An 18,235-nucleotide genomic window follows, 5' to 3' on the forward strand; every position below is an offset into this window, starting at 1 on the left:
GACAAGCCGACGCAAGCTAATGCAACTGACAGTCATTTGCAAATGAGGAAAAGGCAGAAATTCCTGCGGTGATTTCTAGTATTCGTTGCGCGAGTTCTGGATGACCCCGCGCCTCGCAGGCTTTCTGCTCGGCGGGCTGGCGCTCGGCTGGTCGGTGTTCGCCGCGCCGCCCGCCGCCCTGTCTGATTCCGTGCAGCCTGCGGCCCAAGACAGGCCGCTGGCGATCCCGCCCCTTCCGCTGGGCGAGGCGCTGACCCGCTTCGGCCAGCAGACCGGTTTGCAGATCCTCTACAGCCCGGACCTCGTGTCGGGCCGCCGGTCGCGCGCCCTGGCGGGACGCATGGCCCCGGCGGCGGCCCTCGCCGAACTGCTGAACGGGACCGGCCTGTCCTTCGACCTGCGGGACCGGATGGTGACGATCGGCCGGCAGCCGGAGACTGCCGACGTCCTGCCTGTCCTGAGGGTCGAGGGCCGCCCACCGCCAAGCGGCCGGGCGGCGAGCCTCGCCAATCCCGACCGCAGCGTCGGCCGTACGGAAACGCCGGTCGAAGACCTGCCGCAGGGGATTTCCATCGTCACGCGCGCCGATCTCGACCAGCGCGACGTCCAGGACATCAACGGCGTGCTGGCCTACAGCGCCGGGGTGCGTCCCATCGACTATCCCGGCGGTCAGGGCGCTATCGACGTCTTCGTCCGCGGGTTCCGCCAGAGCACCGAATCCGTCCTGATCGACGGGCTGCGCAGCGGCTTCAATCCCTATGGGCTGGAGTATGAGCCCTTCGGTGTGGAGCGGGTGGAGGTGCTGAAAGGACCGGCCTCCGCCATCTACGGGGCGATGCCGCCCGGCGGCGCCATTGCCCTGACCAGCAAGCGCCCGACCGGCCAACCGCTGCACCGGCTCCAGCTCCAGGGCGGAAGCCATGACCGGCGGCAGGTCACCGCCGACATCGGTGACCGCATCGGCGACCGCATCGACGCCGAAGGATCGCTGCGCTATCGCCTGACCGTGCTGTCACGGCGAAGCGGCACGCAGGTCGACCATACGCCGGACGACCGCCTTTACGTCGCCCCCGCGCTGTCCTGGTCGGCCGGCGAGGACACCGAGATCACGCTTCTCGCCAGCCTTCTCGATTTCCGCAAGATGGGTGCGGAGCAGAGCTTCCCGGCGTCGGGCACGGTGCTGGACAATCCCTACGGCCGCCTCGATTCCAGCCTGTTCCTCGGTTATCCGGGGCTGAGTTCCTACCGCTCGCGCACCCTCTCGGCCGGTTATGAGGTCCGCCATGCCCTGGGCAGGGTCTTGGGTGGCGACTGGACGCTGAACCAGAGCCTGCGCCACAGCCGCAGCCGCGTCGGCTACCGGTCAAGCTGGGCGGCGTCCGGCGAGCTGGAGGCCGACCGCTACTACCATTTCGGGCTGCAGGACCGGCCCAAGACCAGCTCCACCCTGCTGGCCGACGCCAACCTGCAAGGCGGCGTCACCACCGGGCCGCTCCACCATGGCCTGCTGGCCGGCGTCGACCACGGCCGCCACGGGGCGCACGAGACGCGCCGGAACGGCACGGTTGCCGACCCGCTCGACGTGTTCGAGCCGGTCTATGGCGGCCCTTACGCCTGGGACGAAGCGCCGGCCAGCGACCTGACCGACCGCGTCCGCCAGACCGGCCTCTACCTCCAGGACGAGATCGCCCTCGGGGGCTGGCGGCTGACGCTCGGCGGGCGGCTGGACTGGAGCCGCACCGGCACCCACGGCCACGTGTCCGATGGTCCGCCGGTGAGGACGAGCCAATTCGACCGCGCCTTCACCAAGCGCGTTGGCCTCGCCCACCGCTTCGAGAACGGCCTGACGCCCTACGCCGGCTATTCGACCTCCTTCCAGCCGACCAGCGGCAGCGACGCGCAAGGCCGCCCCTTCTCGCCGAGCCGCGGCACGCAGGTGGAAACCGGGCTGCGCTACCGCCCCGAGGGCTTCGACGGGCTGTTCACCGCGTCGTTGTTCCGCGCGGTGCAGCGCAACCTCGTCACCGCCGACCCGGACCATCCCGGCTTTTCGGCCCAGACCGGGGAAATGCGGTCGCGCGGCGTCGAGCTGGAGGCGCGGACAACGATCGGCGAAACGACCGATCTGACGGCGGCCTACGCCTACACCGACGCACGCGTCGCCCGCGACACCCCCGACCCCGGGGGCACCGACAAGACCGGAAACCGCGTGGCCTCGGTCCCCCGCCACGCCGCGTCGCTCTGGCTGCGCCAGCGTTTCGAGGAGGGGCCGGCCGATGGCCTGACCGCCGGCATCGGGATGCGGTATGTCGGCGCGACATACAACGCCGCGAACAGCGTGCGCGTCCCCGCCTACACGCTGGTCGATGTCAGCCTGGGCTACGAGCTGGACCGGCTCGGCCCGTCGCTCGACGGGGTCGGGCTGACGCTGACCGCGACCAACCTGTTCGACCGCCGCTATTTCTCGCCGGGCTTCTATGAGAACTCGGTTTTCTTCGGCAACCGGCGGGCGGTGCTGGCGACCCTGTCCTACCACTGGTGACCGGCCCGCGGCCTCAGCGGGCGGAGAGGAGGAGCACGCCGTCCTTCGCGACCAGCGTCACCGGCAGCACCCGCGGCAGCGACGCCACCACGCGGTCAAGGTCGGCGACGTCGTACACGCCGCCGATGCGCATCGCCCCGACCCGGCGGTCGGCCAAGCGCAGCGGCTGCGACAGGTAGGGGTTCAGCAACGGGACCGCGTCGGCCAGGGTGATGTCGTCGAACACCAGCTTGCCGTCACGCCAGGACAGCACCCGCGTCGGATCGACGCGCGCGACGCTGCCGAACCGGCTGTCGCGGGCGAAGCGGCCCTGCTGGCCCGGCGTCAGCCGCAGGGGCTCCTCCCCCGCCGCGGCGGCGGCGCTCACGGTCACCGCCCCTTCGGCCAGAGTCACGACGAGTTCGCCGTCGTTGGCCCAGACGTTGAACTTCGTGCCGGTCACCCGGACCTGATGGGCGGCGGTGAAGACGGTGAAGGGCCGCGCGGCATCGCTCGCGACCGCGAGATAGGCCTCGCCATGGTCCATCAGGACGCTGCGGCGATCGCGGAACTGGGCGTAGAACAGGGTGGTGCGGACGTTCAGATCCACCGTGGAGCCGTCGGGCAGACCGACCACGCGGTGCCGGTCGCCGCCGAGGAAGACGTCCACCGTGCCGGGCAGCACACCGAACGACCAGCCCACCGGCCAGCCGACGGCCAGGGCCGCCGCGACGCAGGCCGCCAGCGCCCAGCGCCGCTGCCGTCTCGGGGTTCGGACGGCACCGGTGTTCGCCGCCCGCCCGCGCACCGGCGCAGGCCGCGCCGCCGCCACCACCGCCGCCGGAGTGAGCATGGCGGCGGGGGGCGCGGTCACCCGCGGCCGCAGTCCGGCGGACAGGCCCCAGAGTTCCCGCATCGCGTCGAATTCCTCAAGATGGCGCGGGTCCTCCCGGCACCAACGTTCGAAGGCGGCCCGGTCGGCGTCGCTCACCTCCTCCGCTTGCAGGCGCAGGCACCAGTCCGCCGCCTCTTCGGTCACGCGGTCGTCGTCGGAAGGATGGGACGGAGGCATACAGGCCCGCTCGGCTCCGGAAATCGTGTGCCAGCTATAGGGCAGACCGGGACCGAACCGCAAGACGGGGCGGATCGCCGCACCGGGTCGGCAAGCGCCGTTTCAGTTTCGCGCCGCTCGTTCGTCCTAGTCAGGAGGGCCGTGCGCGCCCGCCCCCGGCGGGGTTGCGCACCGGCCGCCATCCGTCCCGTCCCCCTGGAAAGCCGATGCCGACGTCCCCCCGTTCCAGCGTTTCCGCGCTGCTCCGCCTCCTGCGCCCCTTCTGGCCGCTGCTCGCTGCCGCCACCCTGCTGGGGGTGCTGGGCGGGCTCAGCGTGACCGGGCTGCTCGCCGCCATCAACCGCATCCTGCACGCCGGGGACAGCCCCGGCGCCGGGCTCCTGCTCGCCTTCGCCGGGCTGTGCGCCCTGGCGTTGGCCGGATCGGTTCTGTCCGACATCGGCACCAACCGGATCGGGCAGCAGGTCATCGCGCGGCTGCGCAAGGATCTGGGCGACCGCATCCTGACCGCGCCGATCGACCGGCTGGAGCGCTACCGCAGCCACCGCCTGATCCCCGTGCTGACCCACGATGTGGACACCATCAGCGATTTCGCCTTCGCCTTCGCGCCGCTGGCGGTGTCGCTCAGCGTCACGCTGGGCAGCCTCGTCTATCTGGCGCTGCTGTCCTGGCCGATGTTTCTGGCGACGGCGGCGGCCATCCTGATCGGCAGCGCCGCGCAGTACGCCGCGCGCGGCCGCGGCATCGAGGGCTTCCAGGAGGCACGCGCCCACGAGGACGAGTTGCAGAAGCATTACCGCTCGCTGGCGGAAGGGGCGAAGGAGCTGCGCATCAACCGGCCGCGCCGGCTGCGCCTGCAGAGCGAGGCGCTGCGCGGGACCATCGACCGCATCCGCGACGTCCAGATCCGCTCGATCACCCTCTTCGTCGTCGCCAAGGGGTTCGGCTCCACCCTGTTCTTCATCGTCATCGGGGTGGCGCTCGGCGTCGAGACGCTGTGGCCCAGCACCGACCGTGGCACGCTGAGCGGCTTCATCCTGGTCCTGCTCTACATGAAGGGGCCGCTGGAGCATCTGATCGGCACGCTGCCCATCGTCAGCCGCGCCCAGGTCGCCTTCCGCCGCATCGCCGAACTGTCGGCGGCCTTCGCCTCGCCGGAACCGCATCTGCTGATGAAGGACGACGGCCCGCCGCCCGCGACCATCGACTCGCTGGAACTGCGCGACGCCCGCTATGCCTATCCGCCGGCCGGGCCGGGCGTCGCGCCCTTCGTGCTCGGCCCCGTGTCGCTGCGCGTCGGCCGCGGTGAGATCCTGTTCATCGTCGGCGAGAACGGCTGCGGCAAGACCACGCTGATCAAGATGCTGCTCGGCCTCTACGCCCCGCAGGGCGGGGACATCCTGTTGAACGGTCGGCCGGTGACGCCGGAGACGCGCGACGACTACCGCCAACTCTTCACCACCATCTTCGCCGACTATTTCCTGTTCGACGACCTGATCCAGGCGGGCGGAAACGTGCCGGAGGAAGCCCAGGCCTATCTGGAACGGCTGGAGATCGCCCACAAGGTCAGTCTGGTCGACGGGGTGTTCAGCACCACCGACCTGTCCACCGGACAGCGCAAGCGGCTGGCCCTGCTCCAGGCCTGGACGGAGGGGCGGCCGGTGCTGGTGTTCGACGAGTGGGCCGCCGACCAGGACCCGGCCTTCCGGCGGATCTTCTACACCGAGCTGCTGCCGAGCCTGAAGGCGATGGGCAAGACGATCATCGTCATCTCCCACGACGATCGCTATTTCGACGTGGCCGACCATCTGCTCCGGCTGACCGCGGGGGCGGTCGTGCAGGAAAAATTCACCCGCTAAAAAATTCGCGGCGATGAAAGAATCCCCTTAAGTTCCGCCTACCCCCTTCGTCTTAGAGCCAGGAGACGGGTTTCGCAGGACGCGGAACCCGCCGGATCGAGCGTCATTCGGGGGTTTGGAAATGGAGATTGGGGTTGGGGCGGCCACAGCGGCCGGTCGTCCGGCGACGGGCAAACGCGGGCGTCTGAAAGCGTTCCTGTTGGCGACGACGTTGGCGGGAATGACCGGTTTGGCGCATCAGCCAACCGCCCTGGCGCAGCAACAGCCGGAAGGCGGAACGGTCGACGGCGGATCGACCGGCGTCAACGCCACGGTTCTCGCCCCGATCACCGTCCAGGGCGTCGTCGGCGGCACCGACGGCTATGTCGCGACGCGCAGCGCCGTCGGCACCAAGGTCGAGACGCCGCTCGTCGAGATTCCGCAGACCATTTCCGTCGTGACCCGCGAGGAGCTGGACCAGCGCGCCGTGCAGGATTTCGCCGGCGCGGTCGCCTATTCGCCCGGCATCTCCGTGGTCGATTACCCCGGCGGCCCCGGCGCCCCGGATTTCTCGATGCGCGGCTTCCGCGACTTCAACCTGTTCGGCATCTACCGCGACAGCCTGCGGGCCGGCTTCAACAACTACGACACCAATTTCGAACCCTACGGGCTGGAGCGCGTCGACGTCGTGAAGGGCCCCTCGTCGGTCCTGTTCGGCCAAACCTCGCCCGGCGGCGTGGTCAACCTGACCACCAAGCGGCCGACCGCCGAGCCGCTGCACGAAATCCAGTTGCAGACCGGCAGTTACAAGCGCCGTCAGGCCGCCTTCGATTTCGGCGGGCCGGTCGACGGCGAGGGCAAGGTGCTCTACCGCCTGACCGGGCTCGGCCGCCTGTCCGACACCCAGGTCGACCACGCGCCGGACGACCGCCTCTACCTCGCGCCGGCCGTGACCTTCAAGCCGACCGACAAGACCAGGATGACCCTGCTCGCCAGCTATCAGTCGCTGAAGATGAGCGGGGCGGAGCAGAGCATCCCGCGCAGCGCGCTCGACCAGATCGGCACCGACCTCTATTTCGGCGTTCCGGGCGTGTCCGACTGGCGGGTGAAGAACACGTCGATCGGCTATGAGATCGATCATGAGCTGAGCCCGAGCTGGACGGTCCACCAGAACGCCCGCTACATGCATTCGCGGGTGAGCTTCCAGTCCGCCTTCAGCACCGAATGGCCGGTCGAGCTGGTGGACGGGCGCTACTACCCGGTGGGGCTGCAGGACCGTCCAAAAAGCACCGACACCTACCTGATCGACAGCAACATCCAGGGCAAGCTGACCACCGGCCCGATCTCGCACACCATCCTGGCCGGCGTCGATTACGGCTACTATTCCGGCAAGGAGACGCGGCGGAACACGCTGAATTCGCTGGTCGTCGACATCTTCAACCCGACCTATCCGGGGACGGAGTTCATCTACGCCGACCCCTGGGTGAACGGGAAGAGCAAGCTGTCCCAGATCGGCGCCTATCTCCAGGACCAGCTGCGCTACGACAACTGGATCCTGACGCTCAGCGGCCGTCAGGACTGGGTGGTCGGCAAGGAGGTCGACAACCTGTCCAACGGCTTCCAGACCACGCGCGACCAGGATTTCACCGGACGCGCCGGCCTCGGCTACGTCTTCGACAGCGGCATCGCGCCCTACGCCAGCTACGCGACCTCGTTCCAGCCGACCACCGGCACACTGGCGCCGGAACGCGGCGGCGGCACCTTCAAGCCGACCACCGGCACGCAGTACGAGGTGGGCGTGAAGTACCAGCCGACGGGCTGGAACAGCTTCATCTCCGCCTCGCTCTACCACATCACCCAGCAGAACGTCGCGACCAACGACCCGCTCTACAGCGGCTACGCCGTGCAGGAAGGCGAGATCCGCAGCCGCGGCATCGAGCTGGAAGGCAAGATGGCGCTGACGGAGGCGTTCAGCCTGATCGCCTCCTACGCCTTCGTCGACGCCGAGATCACCAAGGACAATCCCGCCGTCGGCTCCACCAGCAGCTCGGTCGGGCTGCAGCCGAAGGGAATTCCCCGCCACATGGCCTCGGCCTGGGGCGACTACACCTTCCGGTCGGGTCCGCTGGACGGCCTCGGGCTCGGGGCGGGCGTGCGCTACGTCGGCTCGTCCAAGAACGCCGCCAATACCGCGACCATTCCCGACTACACGCTGTTCGACGCCGCCATCCGCTACGACCTGGGCGCCCTGCGTCCGGAACTGGCGGGCGCCAGCGCCGCGCTCAACGTCAGCAACCTGACCGACAAGACGTACTATTCGGCGGGCTTCTACGACAACACCGTGCTCTATGGCAACCGCCGCCAAATCCTGGCGACTCTGAAGTACAGCTGGTAAGGCCGGACCCTTGTCCCCGATGTTGCCACCGATGCCGGGCATCGACGGCGCCGTCGATCGGCGCCGGTTCCTCCGCACCGCCGCCATGCTGCCAGTCTGCCTGATGACCGGCGGCGCATGGTCGGCGGAGCGGGGAACGGCCGGCGGGGTCTGCGCGCTCGACTGGACGAGCGCTCAGGCGCTGCTGTCGCTGGGCATCGCTCCCCGCGGACTGCCCGAGCTGGACCGCTACCGGCGGTCGGTGATCGAACCGGCGGTGCCGGACGGCGTCCTGGACATCGGCGCGCGGGCGGAGCCGAACCTGGAACTGCTCGACCGGCTGGCGCCGGCGCGCTTCGTCACCGACGGCATGCTGTCGGCGGTGCGGGGCCGGCTGGAACGGATCGCCCCCGTGACCCTCTACCAGTCCTTCGACACCCGATCCGACGAGGACGGGCGGCCAGGCGGACAACTCGCCTTCGCCGTCGCCTCGCTGCGCGAGCTGGCCGCCGGTCTCGGCGTGCCGGAGGCGGCGGACCGCGCGGTCGCCCGGCTCGACCGCGCGATGGAAGAGGCGCGCGCCCGCCTGTCTATCCGGGAGCCGCGCCCGCTCTATGTCCTCAGCGTTCTCGACGGCAGGCGCGTCCTCGTCCATGGGCGCAACAGCCTCTATCAGGATGTCCTTGACCGGCTGGGGATCGAGAACGCCTGGACCGGTCCCAGCGGCCCCTACGGCCACGCCACGGCGACCATGGACCGGCTGGCCGGGCGTCCCGACGCCGGGCTGGTCCACATCGGCAGCGAGGGCCGGCGGGCGCTGGAGTCGCTGGCTGTCCTGCCGCTGTTCGCCGGGTTGCCCTTCCTGCGTGAAGGCCGGGTCACCATCCTGCCGCCCATCCTGTTCTATGGCGGCGTGCCGACCGCGGAGCGCTTCGTCCGCCTGCTCGGCGAAGGGCTTGCCCCGCATCATGGCTGACACCGCGACATCACCCCCGTCCCGCCGCTTCGGTCCCGCCGGACCGGTCCTCGGCCTGTTCCTGCTGGCCGGGCTGGCGTCCGTCGTCGTCCTTGAGCGGCAGTTGCCGCCGGAGCTGTGGTGGCGGGCGCTCGTCGCTCCCGACCCGGCGCGGCTCGAGCAACTCGCCGCCCATTACGTCCTGTTCCCGCGCTTCGCGGTCGCCCTGCTGGTCGGGGCGGCGCTGGGGCTCGCCGGGGCCATCCTGCAACAGGTCCTGCGCAACCCGCTGGCCGAGCCCGCCACGCTGGGCATCTCCGCCGGCGCGCATCTGTCGCTCGCCGTCGCCACGCTGTGGCTGCCCGACGCGCTGGCGCTGGGGCGGGAATGGGTGGCGCTGGCCGGCGCCGGGCTGTCGGCGGCGGCGCTGCTGGCGCTGTCCTGGCGCAAGGGGCTGTCGCCGGTCACCGTCGTTCTGGCCGGCCTCGTCCTCAGCCTTTACGCCGGGTCGGTCAGCGGCGTGATGGTGCTGTTCAACCACGACCTGCTGATCGGCCTGTTCCTGTGGGGCGCCGGCTTCCTCGACCAGCAGGATTGGGGCACGGCCGCCTTCCTGGCGCCGCGGCTGACGGTGCTGGCGCTTGCCGCCGTCCTGGTCCTTCGCCCGCTGGTCCTGCTCGGCCTCGGTGAGGGCGGGGCGCGCAGCCTGGGCCTGTCGGTGGCGAGCGCCCGGCTGGCCGGACTGGTGATCGCGGTGATGCTGGCGGCGCTGAGCGTCGCCGCCGTCGGCGTGGTCAGCTTCGTCGGGCTGGCCGCCCCGACCATCGTCGGCATGGCCGGCGCCCGCCGGCTGGGTCCGCGCCTGCTGTGGGCGACGCTGTGCGGCGCCGCCCTGCTGTGGGCGACCGACGCCCTCGTGCTGCTGGCCCCGGTCACCTACCGCGAGCTGCCGACCGGCGCCGTCACCGCGGTGCTGGGCGTGCCGATGCTGCTGTGGCTGCTGCCCCGCCTGCGCACGGCGGCGCCACCGGTCACCGCCGCCGCAGCGCCGCCGCCGCGGGCGCACCGCCCGGCGTTGCTGCTCGCCGCCGGCGCCCTGCTGCTGCCGCTGGCCCTGTGGACGGCGGTCGCCGCCGGCCGCGGTCCGGACGGCTGGGAGTGGAGTGCCGGCAGCGCCCTTGCCGCGGTGGAGCCCTGGCGGATGCCGCGGGCGCTGGCGGCGCTGGCCGGCGGGGCGATGCTGGCGGTGGCCGGCGCCACGCTGCAGCGGATGACCGGCAACCCGCTGGCGGCGCCGGAAATCCTCGGCGTTTCCTCCGGCGCGATCCTCGGTGTGATCGTTCTGATGTTCTCCGCCGGCCAGGATCCGGGGGCCCCCGGCCGCGGCGCCCAGATCCTGGCCGGCGGGGCGGGAGCGGCAGCGGTGCTGGCGGCGATGCTGGCGCTCGGCCGCAAGGACGGCGTCTCGCCCGACCGGCTGCTGCTGGCCGGGATCGCCACCAGCTCCATCTCCGGGGTCGTCGTCGCCGTTCTGATGGCCGGGCAGGACCCGCGCCTGCAGACACTCGTCACCTGGCTGTCCGGTTCGACCTATCTGGTCGGCTGGACCGACGGATTGGCGGCGCTGCTGCTCGCCCTGCTCGCCGTCGCCGCCATCCCCTTCGTCGCCCGCTGGCTCGACCTGCTGCCGCTCGGCGGCGGGGTGGCGGCGGCGCTGGGGGTCAGCCCGCCGCTCAGCCGCGCCGTCCTGTTCAGCCTGTCGGCGCTGCTGACCGCGGCGGCGACGCTGATCGTCGGGCCGCTGAGCTTCGTCGGGCTGATGGGGCCGCACCTCGCCCGCATGCTCGGCCTGCAGCGGGCGGCGGCCCATCTCGCCGGCTCCGCCCTGCTCGGCGGGCTGGTCATGCTGGCCGCCGACTGGCTTGGACGCGGCGTGATCTTCCCCTATCAAGTGCCGGCCGGGCTGCTCGCCTCCGTGATCGGCGGCCCCTTCCTCCTCTGGCTTCTGGGACGGCGCTGATGACCCGCTTCCTCTGCGACACCGCGATTTCCCGAGACATCCTCCCCGGTACCCCCGCCGCCGCGGCGGACTGGCTGGTCGCCGCCTCCGAGCCCTACGGGCTGACCTTCACCCGCGACGGCGACCGCCTGACGACGGACGGGCCGTTCGGCCGCCTGACGCTGACCGTGGGCACGGACGCGCTGCGTCTGCGGACGGAATCGGACGACCGCGGCCTCCTGGAGCGGTTCCGCGGCTCGGTCACCGAGCAGCTGCTCGGCCTGCTCGGGGAGGACGCGGCGATCGTCTGGACCGGCGACGTCGAGACCGGGGCCTTGTTCGCCGATTTCCGCGAAATCCGCGTCGCCGCCGTCCGCGACCTGACCCCGCGCCTGCGCCGCATCACCTTCCGCGGCCGGGATCTCGGCCGCTTCGCGACGTCGGACAACCTGCATGTCCGCCTCTACCTGCCGCCGCCAGGGCTGGCGGTGCCGTCCTGGCCGCGCCCCGGCCCCGACGGGCGGCCGGTCCTGCCGGAGCCGGAGCGCCGGCCGGCGGTCCGCTACTACACCCTGCGGCGTGTCGATGCCGACGCCGGTGAGCTGGACATCGACGTCGTCCTGCACGAGGACGACCGCCATGATGACGGCCATGATGACGGCCATTCCGGCGAGGCCCCCGGCGCCGACTTCGCCCGGCGGGCGCGGCCCGGCGACCTCTGCGGCATGTCCGGCCCCTACGGGCTGGGCATCCGTCCGGCCTCCTGGTACCTGCTGGCCGGCGACGAGACCGCCCTCCCCGCCATCGCCCGCATCCTGGAGGAGCTGCCCGACGACGCCCGTGGCACCGCCCTGATCGAGGTGGAGGACGCGGCGGACGAGCTGCCGCTCCGGGGCCCCACGGGAATCACCATCCGCTGGCTGCACCGCCGCAGCGCCGATACGGCCAGCCCGCTGGTCGAGGCGGTGCGCGCCCTGCCCCTCCCGGCGGACAGCGCCACCCTGTTCGCCTGGGTCGCCTGCGAGTTCGACGACCTCGCCCGGCTGCGCGAGCATCTGCGCGGATGCGGCGTCGACCGCGACCGCATGCTCGCCGTCGCCTACTGGCGGCGCACCCCGCCGGGGGCGTCTGCATGATGCCCGCCATGGAGCCGATGTTCCGCCTCGACGGGGTGCGCTTCGCGTTGCCGGGGCGCCTGCTGCTCGACCTGCCGTCCTGCGACCTATTCCCCCACCGGGTGACCGCTCTGATCGGCCACAACGGCTCCGGCAAATCGACCCTGCTGAAGATCCTCGCCCGCCAGCAGCAGCCGAGCGACGGACGGGTGCTGTTCGACGGCCAGCCGCTGGACCGCTGGCGGCAGCGGGCGCTCGCCCGCCGGATCGGCTATCTGCCGCAGCACATGCCCGCGGCGTCCGGCCTGCTGGTGCGGGAGTTGGTGGCGCTCGGCCGCTATCCCTGGCACGGCGCTCTCGGCGCCTTCCGCGCGGAGGACGCCCGCAAGGTGGAGGAGGCGCTGGCGCTGACCGACACCGCGCCCTTCGCCGACCGGCTGGTCGACAGCCTGTCGGGCGGCGAGCGGCAGCGGGTGTGGCTGGCCATGCTGATCGCGCAGGACGCCGGCTGCCTGCTGCTCGACGAGCCGATCTCGGCGCTCGACGTCGCCCATCAGGTGGAGGTGCTGGCCCTGGTCCGCCGCCTGTCGCGCGAGCGCGGCATCGGGGTGGTCGCGGTGCTGCACGACGTGAACATGGCGGCGCGCTTCTGCGACGACATCGTCGCCCTGCAGGGCGGTCGGCTGATCGACCGCGGCCCCCCGGCCGAGATCATGACGCCGGCCCGGCTGGACGCCATCTACGGGGTGCCGATGGCGGTGATCCCCCACCCGGACAGCGGCGAGCCGGTCGCGCTGGTGCGCTGAGCGTCGGCAAGCGCGCTCACGCCCCGCCGTCTCCCACGCCGTTTCCCAGGATGCCGAGCTGACCGCGCAACGCCGCCAGGATTTCCGCCGACAGGTCGGGATCGGCTTGCGCGGTGGCGCGGGCCAGCGCCATGCCGCCAATCAGGGCCGACACAATGGCGATGGCGCGGTCACGGCGGCCGGCGTCTCCCTCCCCGCCCCGCTCCGGCAAGCGCTCTTCCACCGCCTCGAAGAAGCGCTCGACTCCGGTCCCGAAGCGCTCCTGCACCGCCGGGTCCTGCCGCGCCACCTCCCCGGCGAAGGCGGCCATCGGACAGCCGGCGTCCGGCCGGTCGCGGTGCCGTTCGCTCAGATAGCGCGTCAGGAAGGCGTCGAGCGCCCCCTCCGGCGACTCCTCGTCGGCGGGCAGCCGGTCGAGACTCTCCGCGAAGGCGGCCTCGCACGCCTCGGCGGCCAGCGCGTCCTTCGAGGCGAAATGGCCGTAGAAACCGCCATGGGTCAGCCCGGCGGCCTTGGTGATCTCCGCCACCCCGACCTTGTCGAATCCGCGCTCGCGGAACAGGCGTCCCGCCGCCTTGACGATGGCGGCCCGGTTCTCCGCCGCCTTTTCCTTGGAAACCTTCACGTCGTCACCCTGTGCATGGCTGCCACGCCTCCATCGTGGGGAGTCACGGCGATATTCATGATGGACGTCATGAATAAGTCCATTCATGATGATCATCATCATAACCCAGCGAGCATGGAGAGGACAATGACGGATATGAGCGGCGGCGTGGCCCTGGTCACCGGCGGCACCTCGGGCATCGGGCGGGCGACCGCGCTGGCCTTCGCCAAGGCGGGCGCCACGGCCATCGTCACCGGGCGGCGCGAGACGGAGGGGCTGGAGACGGTGGACCTCGTCCGGCAGGCCGGCGGGCGCGCCGTCTTCGTCCAGGCCGACGTCGCCGACGCCGGGGAGGTCGCCGCCCTGTTCGCCCGGATCGAGCGGGACCACGGCCGGCTCGACTACGCCTTCAACAACGCCGGCATCCATTTCGGCCGGTCGGTGGCCGACACGACGGAGGCCGACTTCGACCGCATGGTCGCCGTCAACATCAAGGGCGTCTGGCTGTGCCTGAAGCACGAGCTGCCGATCATGCTGCGCCAGGGCAAGGGCGCCATCGTGTCCACCGGCTCCGTGCTGGGCCAGATCGGTCTGGCCGGCAACAGCGTCTATTCCGCGAGCAAGGCGGCGGTCGAGGGCATGACCCGCAGCGTCGCCATCGAGGTCGCCAAGTCCGGCGTGCGCATCAACGCCGTCTGCCCGGCGATCATCCAGACGCCGATGAGCGCCGGCTCCTTCGGCGGGGAAGAGGCGGTCAACGCGGCGCTCGGCCCGCTGCACCCGGTCGGTCGCGTCGGCCAGCCGCGCGAGGTCGCCGACACCGTGGTCTGGCTGTGCTCCGACGCCGCATCCTTCATCACCGGCCAGTCGATCAACGTCGACGGCGGCCTGACGGTGCAGTGATCCCCACCCCATCCAGGAGTTCGCGATCATGGACACCACCAATCCCGCCACCGATCCCGTCGTCATCGTGTCCGCCGCGCGCACGCCGCTCGGCCGTTTCCAGGGGGAGCTGTCGGCCCTGCCCGCCCACGCGCTGGGCGCCCACGCCGTCCGCGCCGCGCTGAGCCGCGCCGGATTAAGCCGAGCGGGCCTGGCGCCGGAGCGGGTGGACGAGGTTCTGCTCGGCTGCGTGCTGCCCGCCGGCCAAGGGCAGGCGCCGGCCCGACAGGCGGCGCGCGGCGCCGGTCTGCCCGACGCCACCGGCGCCACCACCGTCAACAAGGTCTGCGGCTCCGGCATGAAGGCGACGATGCTCGCCCACGACCTGATCCGCGCCGGCTCCGCCGACCTCGTGGTCGCCGGCGGCATGGAGTCGATGTCCAACGCGCCCTATCTGCTGGCCAAGGCGCGCGGCGGCTACCGCATCGGGCACGACCGCATCCTCGACCACCTGATGCTCGACGGGCTGGAGGACGCCTATGAGGGCGGGCGCCCGATGGGCGACTTCGGCGAGGCGACCGCCGACCTCTACGGCTTCACCCGCGCGGAGCAGGACGCCTACGCCGTCGAGACGCTGACCCGCGCCCGCGCCGCCATCGCGAGCGGCGCCTTCGCCGCCGAGATCGCGCCCGTCACCCTGGCCGTGAAAGGCGGAGAGCGGACCGTCGCCGACGACGAGAATCCGCTGAAGGTCGCGCCGGAGAAAATCCCCGGCCTGAAGCCGGCCTTCCGCCGCGACGGCACGATCACCGCGGCCAGCTCCTCGGCCAACGCCGACGGGGCGGCGGCGCTGCTGCTCACCCGCCGCTCGCTGGCGGAACGCGAGGGGCTGCCCGTTCTGGCGACCATCCTCGGCCACGCCACCCACAGCCAGGACCCGGCCTGGTTCACCACGGCGCCAATTCCGGCGATCCGCAAGCTGCTCGACCGCGTCGGCTGGAGTGTCGGCGACGTCGACCTGTTCGAGATCAACGAGGCCTTCGCGGTCGTCGCCATGGCCGCGCAACGCGACCTAAGCATCCCCCGCGACGCGCTGAACGTCAACGGCGGGGCCTGCGCGCTCGGCCACCCGATCGGCGCCACCGGCGCGCGGCTGATCGTGACGCTTCTCCACGCGCTGGCCGCGCGGGGGCAGCGCCGCGGTGTCGCCTCCCTGTGCATCGGCGGCGGCGAGGCCACGGCCATCGCGGTCGAACGGCCCGCCTGACCCTTTCCGCCAGACCGGAACCGCATCCATGCTGTCCTCCCCCGTCGCCGCCGCGCTGGCGCGGCGCAACGTCCATTACGGCTGGGCCGTTGTCGGCGTCACCTTCCTGACCATGCTGGTGTCGGCCGGCGCGGTCGGAGCCCCCGGCGTCCTCCTGCTGCCCCTGCAACGCGAGTTCGGCTGGTCCACCGCCGACATCTCCATCGCCCTGGCCATCCGCCTGCTGCTGTTCGGCCTGATGGGGCCGTTCGCCGCCGCGCTGATCAACCGCTACGGCGTCAAGCGGATGGTGCTGTCCTCGCTGACGCTGGTCAGCGGCGGGCTTCTGCTGTCGCTCGCCATGCGCGAGGTCTGGCAGTTGATCCTGCTGTGGGGATTCGTCGTCGGCTTCGGCACCGGCCTGACCGCCATGGTGCTGGGCGCCACCGTGGCGACGCGCTGGTTCAGCCGGCGGCGCGGGCTGGTCGTCGGCCTGCTGACCGCCAGTTCGGCCACCGGGCAGCTCGTCTTCATGCCGCTGCTGTCGATGCTGACCGAGCAGATGGGTTGGCGCGTCGCGCTGGCGCTGCTGTGCGGGCTGCTGTGGGTGGCGGCGCTGGCCGTGCTCGCCCTGATGCGCGACCGTCCGTCCGACCTCGGGCTGGCCGCCTATGGGGAGGAGGGCGCGGCGACCGCCCCGCCGCCGCCCGCCGGATCGGTGGTGGCCGCCGCCTTGGGCGCCCTGCGCGACGCGTCGAAGACGCGGGTCTTCTGGGTGCTGTTCGCCACCTTCTTCGTCTGCGGGGCGAGCACCAACGGTCTGATCCAGACCCATCTGATCCCGCTCTGCGTCGATTTCGGCGTGCCGGAGGTGCGGGCCGCCGGCTTGCTGGCGCTGATGGGCGTCTTCGACTTCGTCGGCACGGTCGCCTCGGGCTGGCTGTCGGACCGCTACGACAACCGCTGGCTCCTGTTCTGGTATTACGGGCTGCGCGGGCTGTCGCTGCTGTTCCTGCCCTATTCCGATTTCACCCTTTACGGCCTGTCGCTGTTCGCGGTGTTCTACGGGCTGGACTGGATCGCCACCGTGCCGCCGACCGTCCGGCTGACGGCGGAACGCTTCGGACGGGAGCGCGCCAACCTCGTCTTCGGCTGGGTCTTCGCCGGGCACCAGATCGGTGCCGCCTGCGCCGCCTTCGGGGCCGGCTACGCCCGCAGCACGCTGGACAGCTACCTGCCGGCCTTCTTCATCGCCGGGCTTCTCTGCCTGGGGGCCGCGCTGCTGGTCCCGACGCTGGGCCGCGCCCCGGCCGCCAAGCCGGTGCCGGCCACCTGAGGGCGCCCCATCATCCAAAGCGGCTGTCCTGAAGTCCCTCTCCCGCCCCGGGAGAGGGAAGGGGCCCGCGCAAAGCGCGGGAAGGGTGAGGGTGCCGCCGAGGATGGGTTCGTTGATCCTCGCACGACCCTCACCCGCCCGCTTCGCGGGCACCCTCTCCCGGGCTCTCGGCGGCCAAAGGCCGCCTGACGCCGTCAGCGCCCGCATGCGCGGGCGCGAGAGGCGGGAGAGGGATTTCACGTCGAACGCGCCCATCGTCCCGCCCCACCAAAGCCCCATCGACTTCGCGCCGGGCTGTGCTTAGATAGGCGCAACCCGGCCCGCTCCGTATATGTGCGGGCCGCCCCCACTGCGTCGATGGACCAACCATGGACAAACTGCACGCGATGCGCGTCTTCGTCCGCGTCGTCGAGGTCAACAGCTTCACCAAGGCGGCCGACACGCTGGGGTTGCCGCGCGCCTCGGTGACGACGACCATCCAGAATCTGGAGGCGGCGCTCGGCGTGCGCCTGCTCCAGCGGACGACCCGCAAGCTGAGCCTGACGCTCGACGGCGCCGCCTATCTGGAGGGCGCCACCCGCATCCTCTCCGACCTGGAGGAGATCGAGACCTCCTTCACCAGCGCCCGCAAGACGCCGCGCGGGCGGCTGCGGGTGGACATGCCGGGCTCGGTCGGGCGGCTCATCATCATCCCGACCATCCACGAGTTCCACGCCCGCTACCCCGACATCGAGATCATGATCGGGATGAGCGACCGCCCCATCGACCTGATCCAGGAGGGGGTGGACTGCGTGCTGCGCGTCGGCGATCTGGTGGATTCCAGCCTGATCGCCCGCCGGGTCGGCGCCTTCCGCCCGGTGACCGTCGCCAGCCCGGCTTACCTTGCCCGCCACGGCACGCCCAAGACCATCGAGGAGTTGGAAGGCCATAGCGCCGTCAACTACTTCACGCGCACTGGCAAGATGCACGAGATGAGCTTCGAGCGCGACGGCGTCATCCACGAGGTGAAGCTGAACGGCCCCGTCTCGGTCAACGACGCCGACGCCTACGTCACCTGCGCGCTGGAGGGGCTGGGCATCGGACAGACCGCCCGCTTCATGGCGCTGCCCCACCTGCGCAGCGGCGCCCTGGTGGAGATCCTCAAGGAGTGGCGTCCGGCCCTGATGCCGATCTCCGCGCTCTACCCGCACAACCGCCACCTGTCGCCCAAGGTCCGCGCCTTCGTCGACTGGGTCGCCGAGCTGTTCGAGGGCTGCCCGCTGATGCAGGGCGAGGAGATCGACGGTTACGAGTGTCCGGACCGGGAGAAGCCCAAGCCGGCTCCCGCCACCGCGGAGCCGGAGGGTACCCGTCTCTGTGTCGTGTGAGCCGGGCCTCCTGTGGATCGGATTGTTCATCCGATCCGAATTGTGTTGCCGTTGACCGCGTATTTATTCCGACCCGCCTGACGTCCACACTCCCTCCTGTTGCAATGCGGGAGGGGTGCT

13 protein-coding genes are annotated in these 18,235 nt (G+C 71.3%); 11 read left to right on the forward strand and 2 right to left on the reverse strand.

From position 1 onward, the window contains the following. The first annotated feature begins 100 nt into the window (after positions 1-100). Entirely contained in the window at positions 101-2,542 is a 2,442-nt protein-coding gene (locus tag ACFPMG_RS01695; protein ID WP_376993518.1) for a TonB-dependent siderophore receptor, read from the forward strand. A gap of 13 nt (positions 2,543-2,555) precedes the next feature. Here the strand turns inward: ACFPMG_RS01695 and ACFPMG_RS01700 are convergent, their stop codons facing one another. Then, the gene (locus ACFPMG_RS01700) at positions 2,556-3,593 is read right to left on the reverse strand and encodes a FecR family protein (protein ID WP_376993519.1); all 1,038 of its coding nucleotides are present in this window, start codon (positions 3,591-3,593) and stop codon (positions 2,556-2,558) included. 206 nt (positions 3,594-3,799) lie between these two features. Here ACFPMG_RS01700 and ACFPMG_RS01705 point away from each other — a divergent pair, with 206 nt between their 5' ends. The 6 genes from ACFPMG_RS01705 (at position 3,800) to ACFPMG_RS01730 (ending at position 12,680) form a co-directional block, all read left to right on the forward strand. Beyond that, positions 3,800-5,452, forward strand: a complete 1,653-nt coding sequence (locus ACFPMG_RS01705) for a cyclic peptide export ABC transporter (protein WP_376993520.1) — start codon at positions 3,800-3,802, stop codon at positions 5,450-5,452. Between the two features lie 220 nt (positions 5,453-5,672). After that, the gene (locus tag ACFPMG_RS01710; RefSeq protein WP_376993521.1) at positions 5,673-7,826 is read left to right on the forward strand and encodes a TonB-dependent siderophore receptor; all 2,154 of its coding nucleotides are present in this window, start codon (positions 5,673-5,675) and stop codon (positions 7,824-7,826) included. Positions 7,827-7,857: 31 nt separating this feature from the next. Beyond that, positions 7,858-8,781 (forward strand): ABC transporter substrate-binding protein, encoded by a 924-nt coding sequence (locus ACFPMG_RS01715; RefSeq protein ID WP_376993522.1) that lies wholly within the window; start codon positions 7,858-7,860, stop codon positions 8,779-8,781. Then, positions 8,774-10,780: a Fe(3+)-hydroxamate ABC transporter permease FhuB gene (gene fhuB, locus ACFPMG_RS01720; RefSeq protein WP_376993523.1), complete on the forward strand. Its 2,007-nt coding sequence runs from the start codon at positions 8,774-8,776 to the stop codon at positions 10,778-10,780. The genes ACFPMG_RS01715 and fhuB overlap by 8 nt, the downstream gene beginning before the upstream one ends. After that, a complete protein-coding gene (locus ACFPMG_RS01725) occupies positions 10,780-11,895 on the forward strand; it encodes an SIP domain-containing protein (protein ID WP_376993524.1) in 1,116 nt (371 codons plus the stop codon). Before fhuB ends, ACFPMG_RS01725 begins: the two co-directional genes overlap by 1 nt. Beyond that, positions 11,892-12,680: an ATP-binding cassette domain-containing protein gene (locus ACFPMG_RS01730; RefSeq protein ID WP_376993525.1), complete on the forward strand. Its 789-nt coding sequence runs from the start codon at positions 11,892-11,894 to the stop codon at positions 12,678-12,680. Before ACFPMG_RS01725 ends, ACFPMG_RS01730 begins: the two co-directional genes overlap by 4 nt. 16 nt (positions 12,681-12,696) lie before the next feature. Here ACFPMG_RS01730 and ACFPMG_RS01735 read toward each other — a convergent pair whose 3' ends face one another. Next, the gene (locus tag ACFPMG_RS01735; RefSeq protein WP_376993526.1) at positions 12,697-13,305 is read right to left on the reverse strand and encodes a TetR/AcrR family transcriptional regulator; all 609 of its coding nucleotides are present in this window, start codon (positions 13,303-13,305) and stop codon (positions 12,697-12,699) included. Positions 13,306-13,431: 126 nt separating this feature from the next. Between ACFPMG_RS01735 and ACFPMG_RS01740 the strand changes: the two genes are divergently transcribed. The 4 genes from ACFPMG_RS01740 (at position 13,432) to ACFPMG_RS01755 (ending at position 18,115) form a co-directional block, all read left to right on the forward strand. After that, positions 13,432-14,187 (forward strand): SDR family oxidoreductase, encoded by a 756-nt coding sequence (locus ACFPMG_RS01740; RefSeq protein WP_376993527.1) that lies wholly within the window; start codon positions 13,432-13,434, stop codon positions 14,185-14,187. 28 nt (positions 14,188-14,215) lie between these two features. Further along, entirely contained in the window at positions 14,216-15,433 is a 1,218-nt protein-coding gene (locus ACFPMG_RS01745) for an acetyl-CoA C-acyltransferase (protein ID WP_376993528.1), read from the forward strand. 28 nt (positions 15,434-15,461) lie between these two features. Beyond that, positions 15,462-16,748 (forward strand): MFS transporter, encoded by a 1,287-nt coding sequence (locus ACFPMG_RS01750; RefSeq protein ID WP_376993529.1) that lies wholly within the window; start codon positions 15,462-15,464, stop codon positions 16,746-16,748. Positions 16,749-17,116: 368 nt separating this feature from the next. Then, entirely contained in the window at positions 17,117-18,115 is a 999-nt protein-coding gene (locus ACFPMG_RS01755; RefSeq protein WP_376993530.1) for a LysR family transcriptional regulator, read from the forward strand. Positions 18,116-18,235 lie beyond the last annotated feature (120 nt).

The organism is Azospirillum himalayense, assembly GCF_042657465.1.
GTDB classification, from domain to species: domain Bacteria; phylum Pseudomonadota; class Alphaproteobacteria; order Azospirillales; family Azospirillaceae; genus Azospirillum; species Azospirillum himalayense.

Coding starts and splice junctions, on each gene's coding strand:
- ACFPMG_RS01740 (WP_376993527.1), top strand. CDS start 13,432: ATGACGGATATGAGCGGCGGCGTGGCCCTGGTCACCGGCGGCACCTCG.
- ACFPMG_RS01755 (WP_376993530.1), top strand. CDS start 17,117: ATGGACAAACTGCACGCGATGCGCGTCTTCGTCCGCGTCGTCGAGGTC.
- ACFPMG_RS01695 (WP_376993518.1), top strand. CDS start 101: ATGACCCCGCGCCTCGCAGGCTTTCTGCTCGGCGGGCTGGCGCTCGGC.
- ACFPMG_RS01705 (WP_376993520.1), top strand. CDS start 3,800: ATGCCGACGTCCCCCCGTTCCAGCGTTTCCGCGCTGCTCCGCCTCCTG.
- ACFPMG_RS01730 (WP_376993525.1), top strand. CDS start 11,892: ATGATGCCCGCCATGGAGCCGATGTTCCGCCTCGACGGGGTGCGCTTC.
- ACFPMG_RS01725 (WP_376993524.1), top strand. CDS start 10,780: ATGACCCGCTTCCTCTGCGACACCGCGATTTCCCGAGACATCCTCCCC.
- ACFPMG_RS01750 (WP_376993529.1), top strand. CDS start 15,462: ATGCTGTCCTCCCCCGTCGCCGCCGCGCTGGCGCGGCGCAACGTCCAT.
- fhuB (WP_376993523.1), top strand. CDS start 8,774: ATGGCTGACACCGCGACATCACCCCCGTCCCGCCGCTTCGGTCCCGCC.
- ACFPMG_RS01710 (WP_376993521.1), top strand. CDS start 5,673: ATGACCGGTTTGGCGCATCAGCCAACCGCCCTGGCGCAGCAACAGCCG.
- ACFPMG_RS01700 (WP_376993519.1), bottom strand. CDS start 3,593: ATGCCTCCGTCCCATCCTTCCGACGACGACCGCGTGACCGAAGAGGCG.
- ACFPMG_RS01745 (WP_376993528.1), top strand. CDS start 14,216: ATGGACACCACCAATCCCGCCACCGATCCCGTCGTCATCGTGTCCGCC.
- ACFPMG_RS01715 (WP_376993522.1), top strand. CDS start 7,858: ATGCCGGGCATCGACGGCGCCGTCGATCGGCGCCGGTTCCTCCGCACC.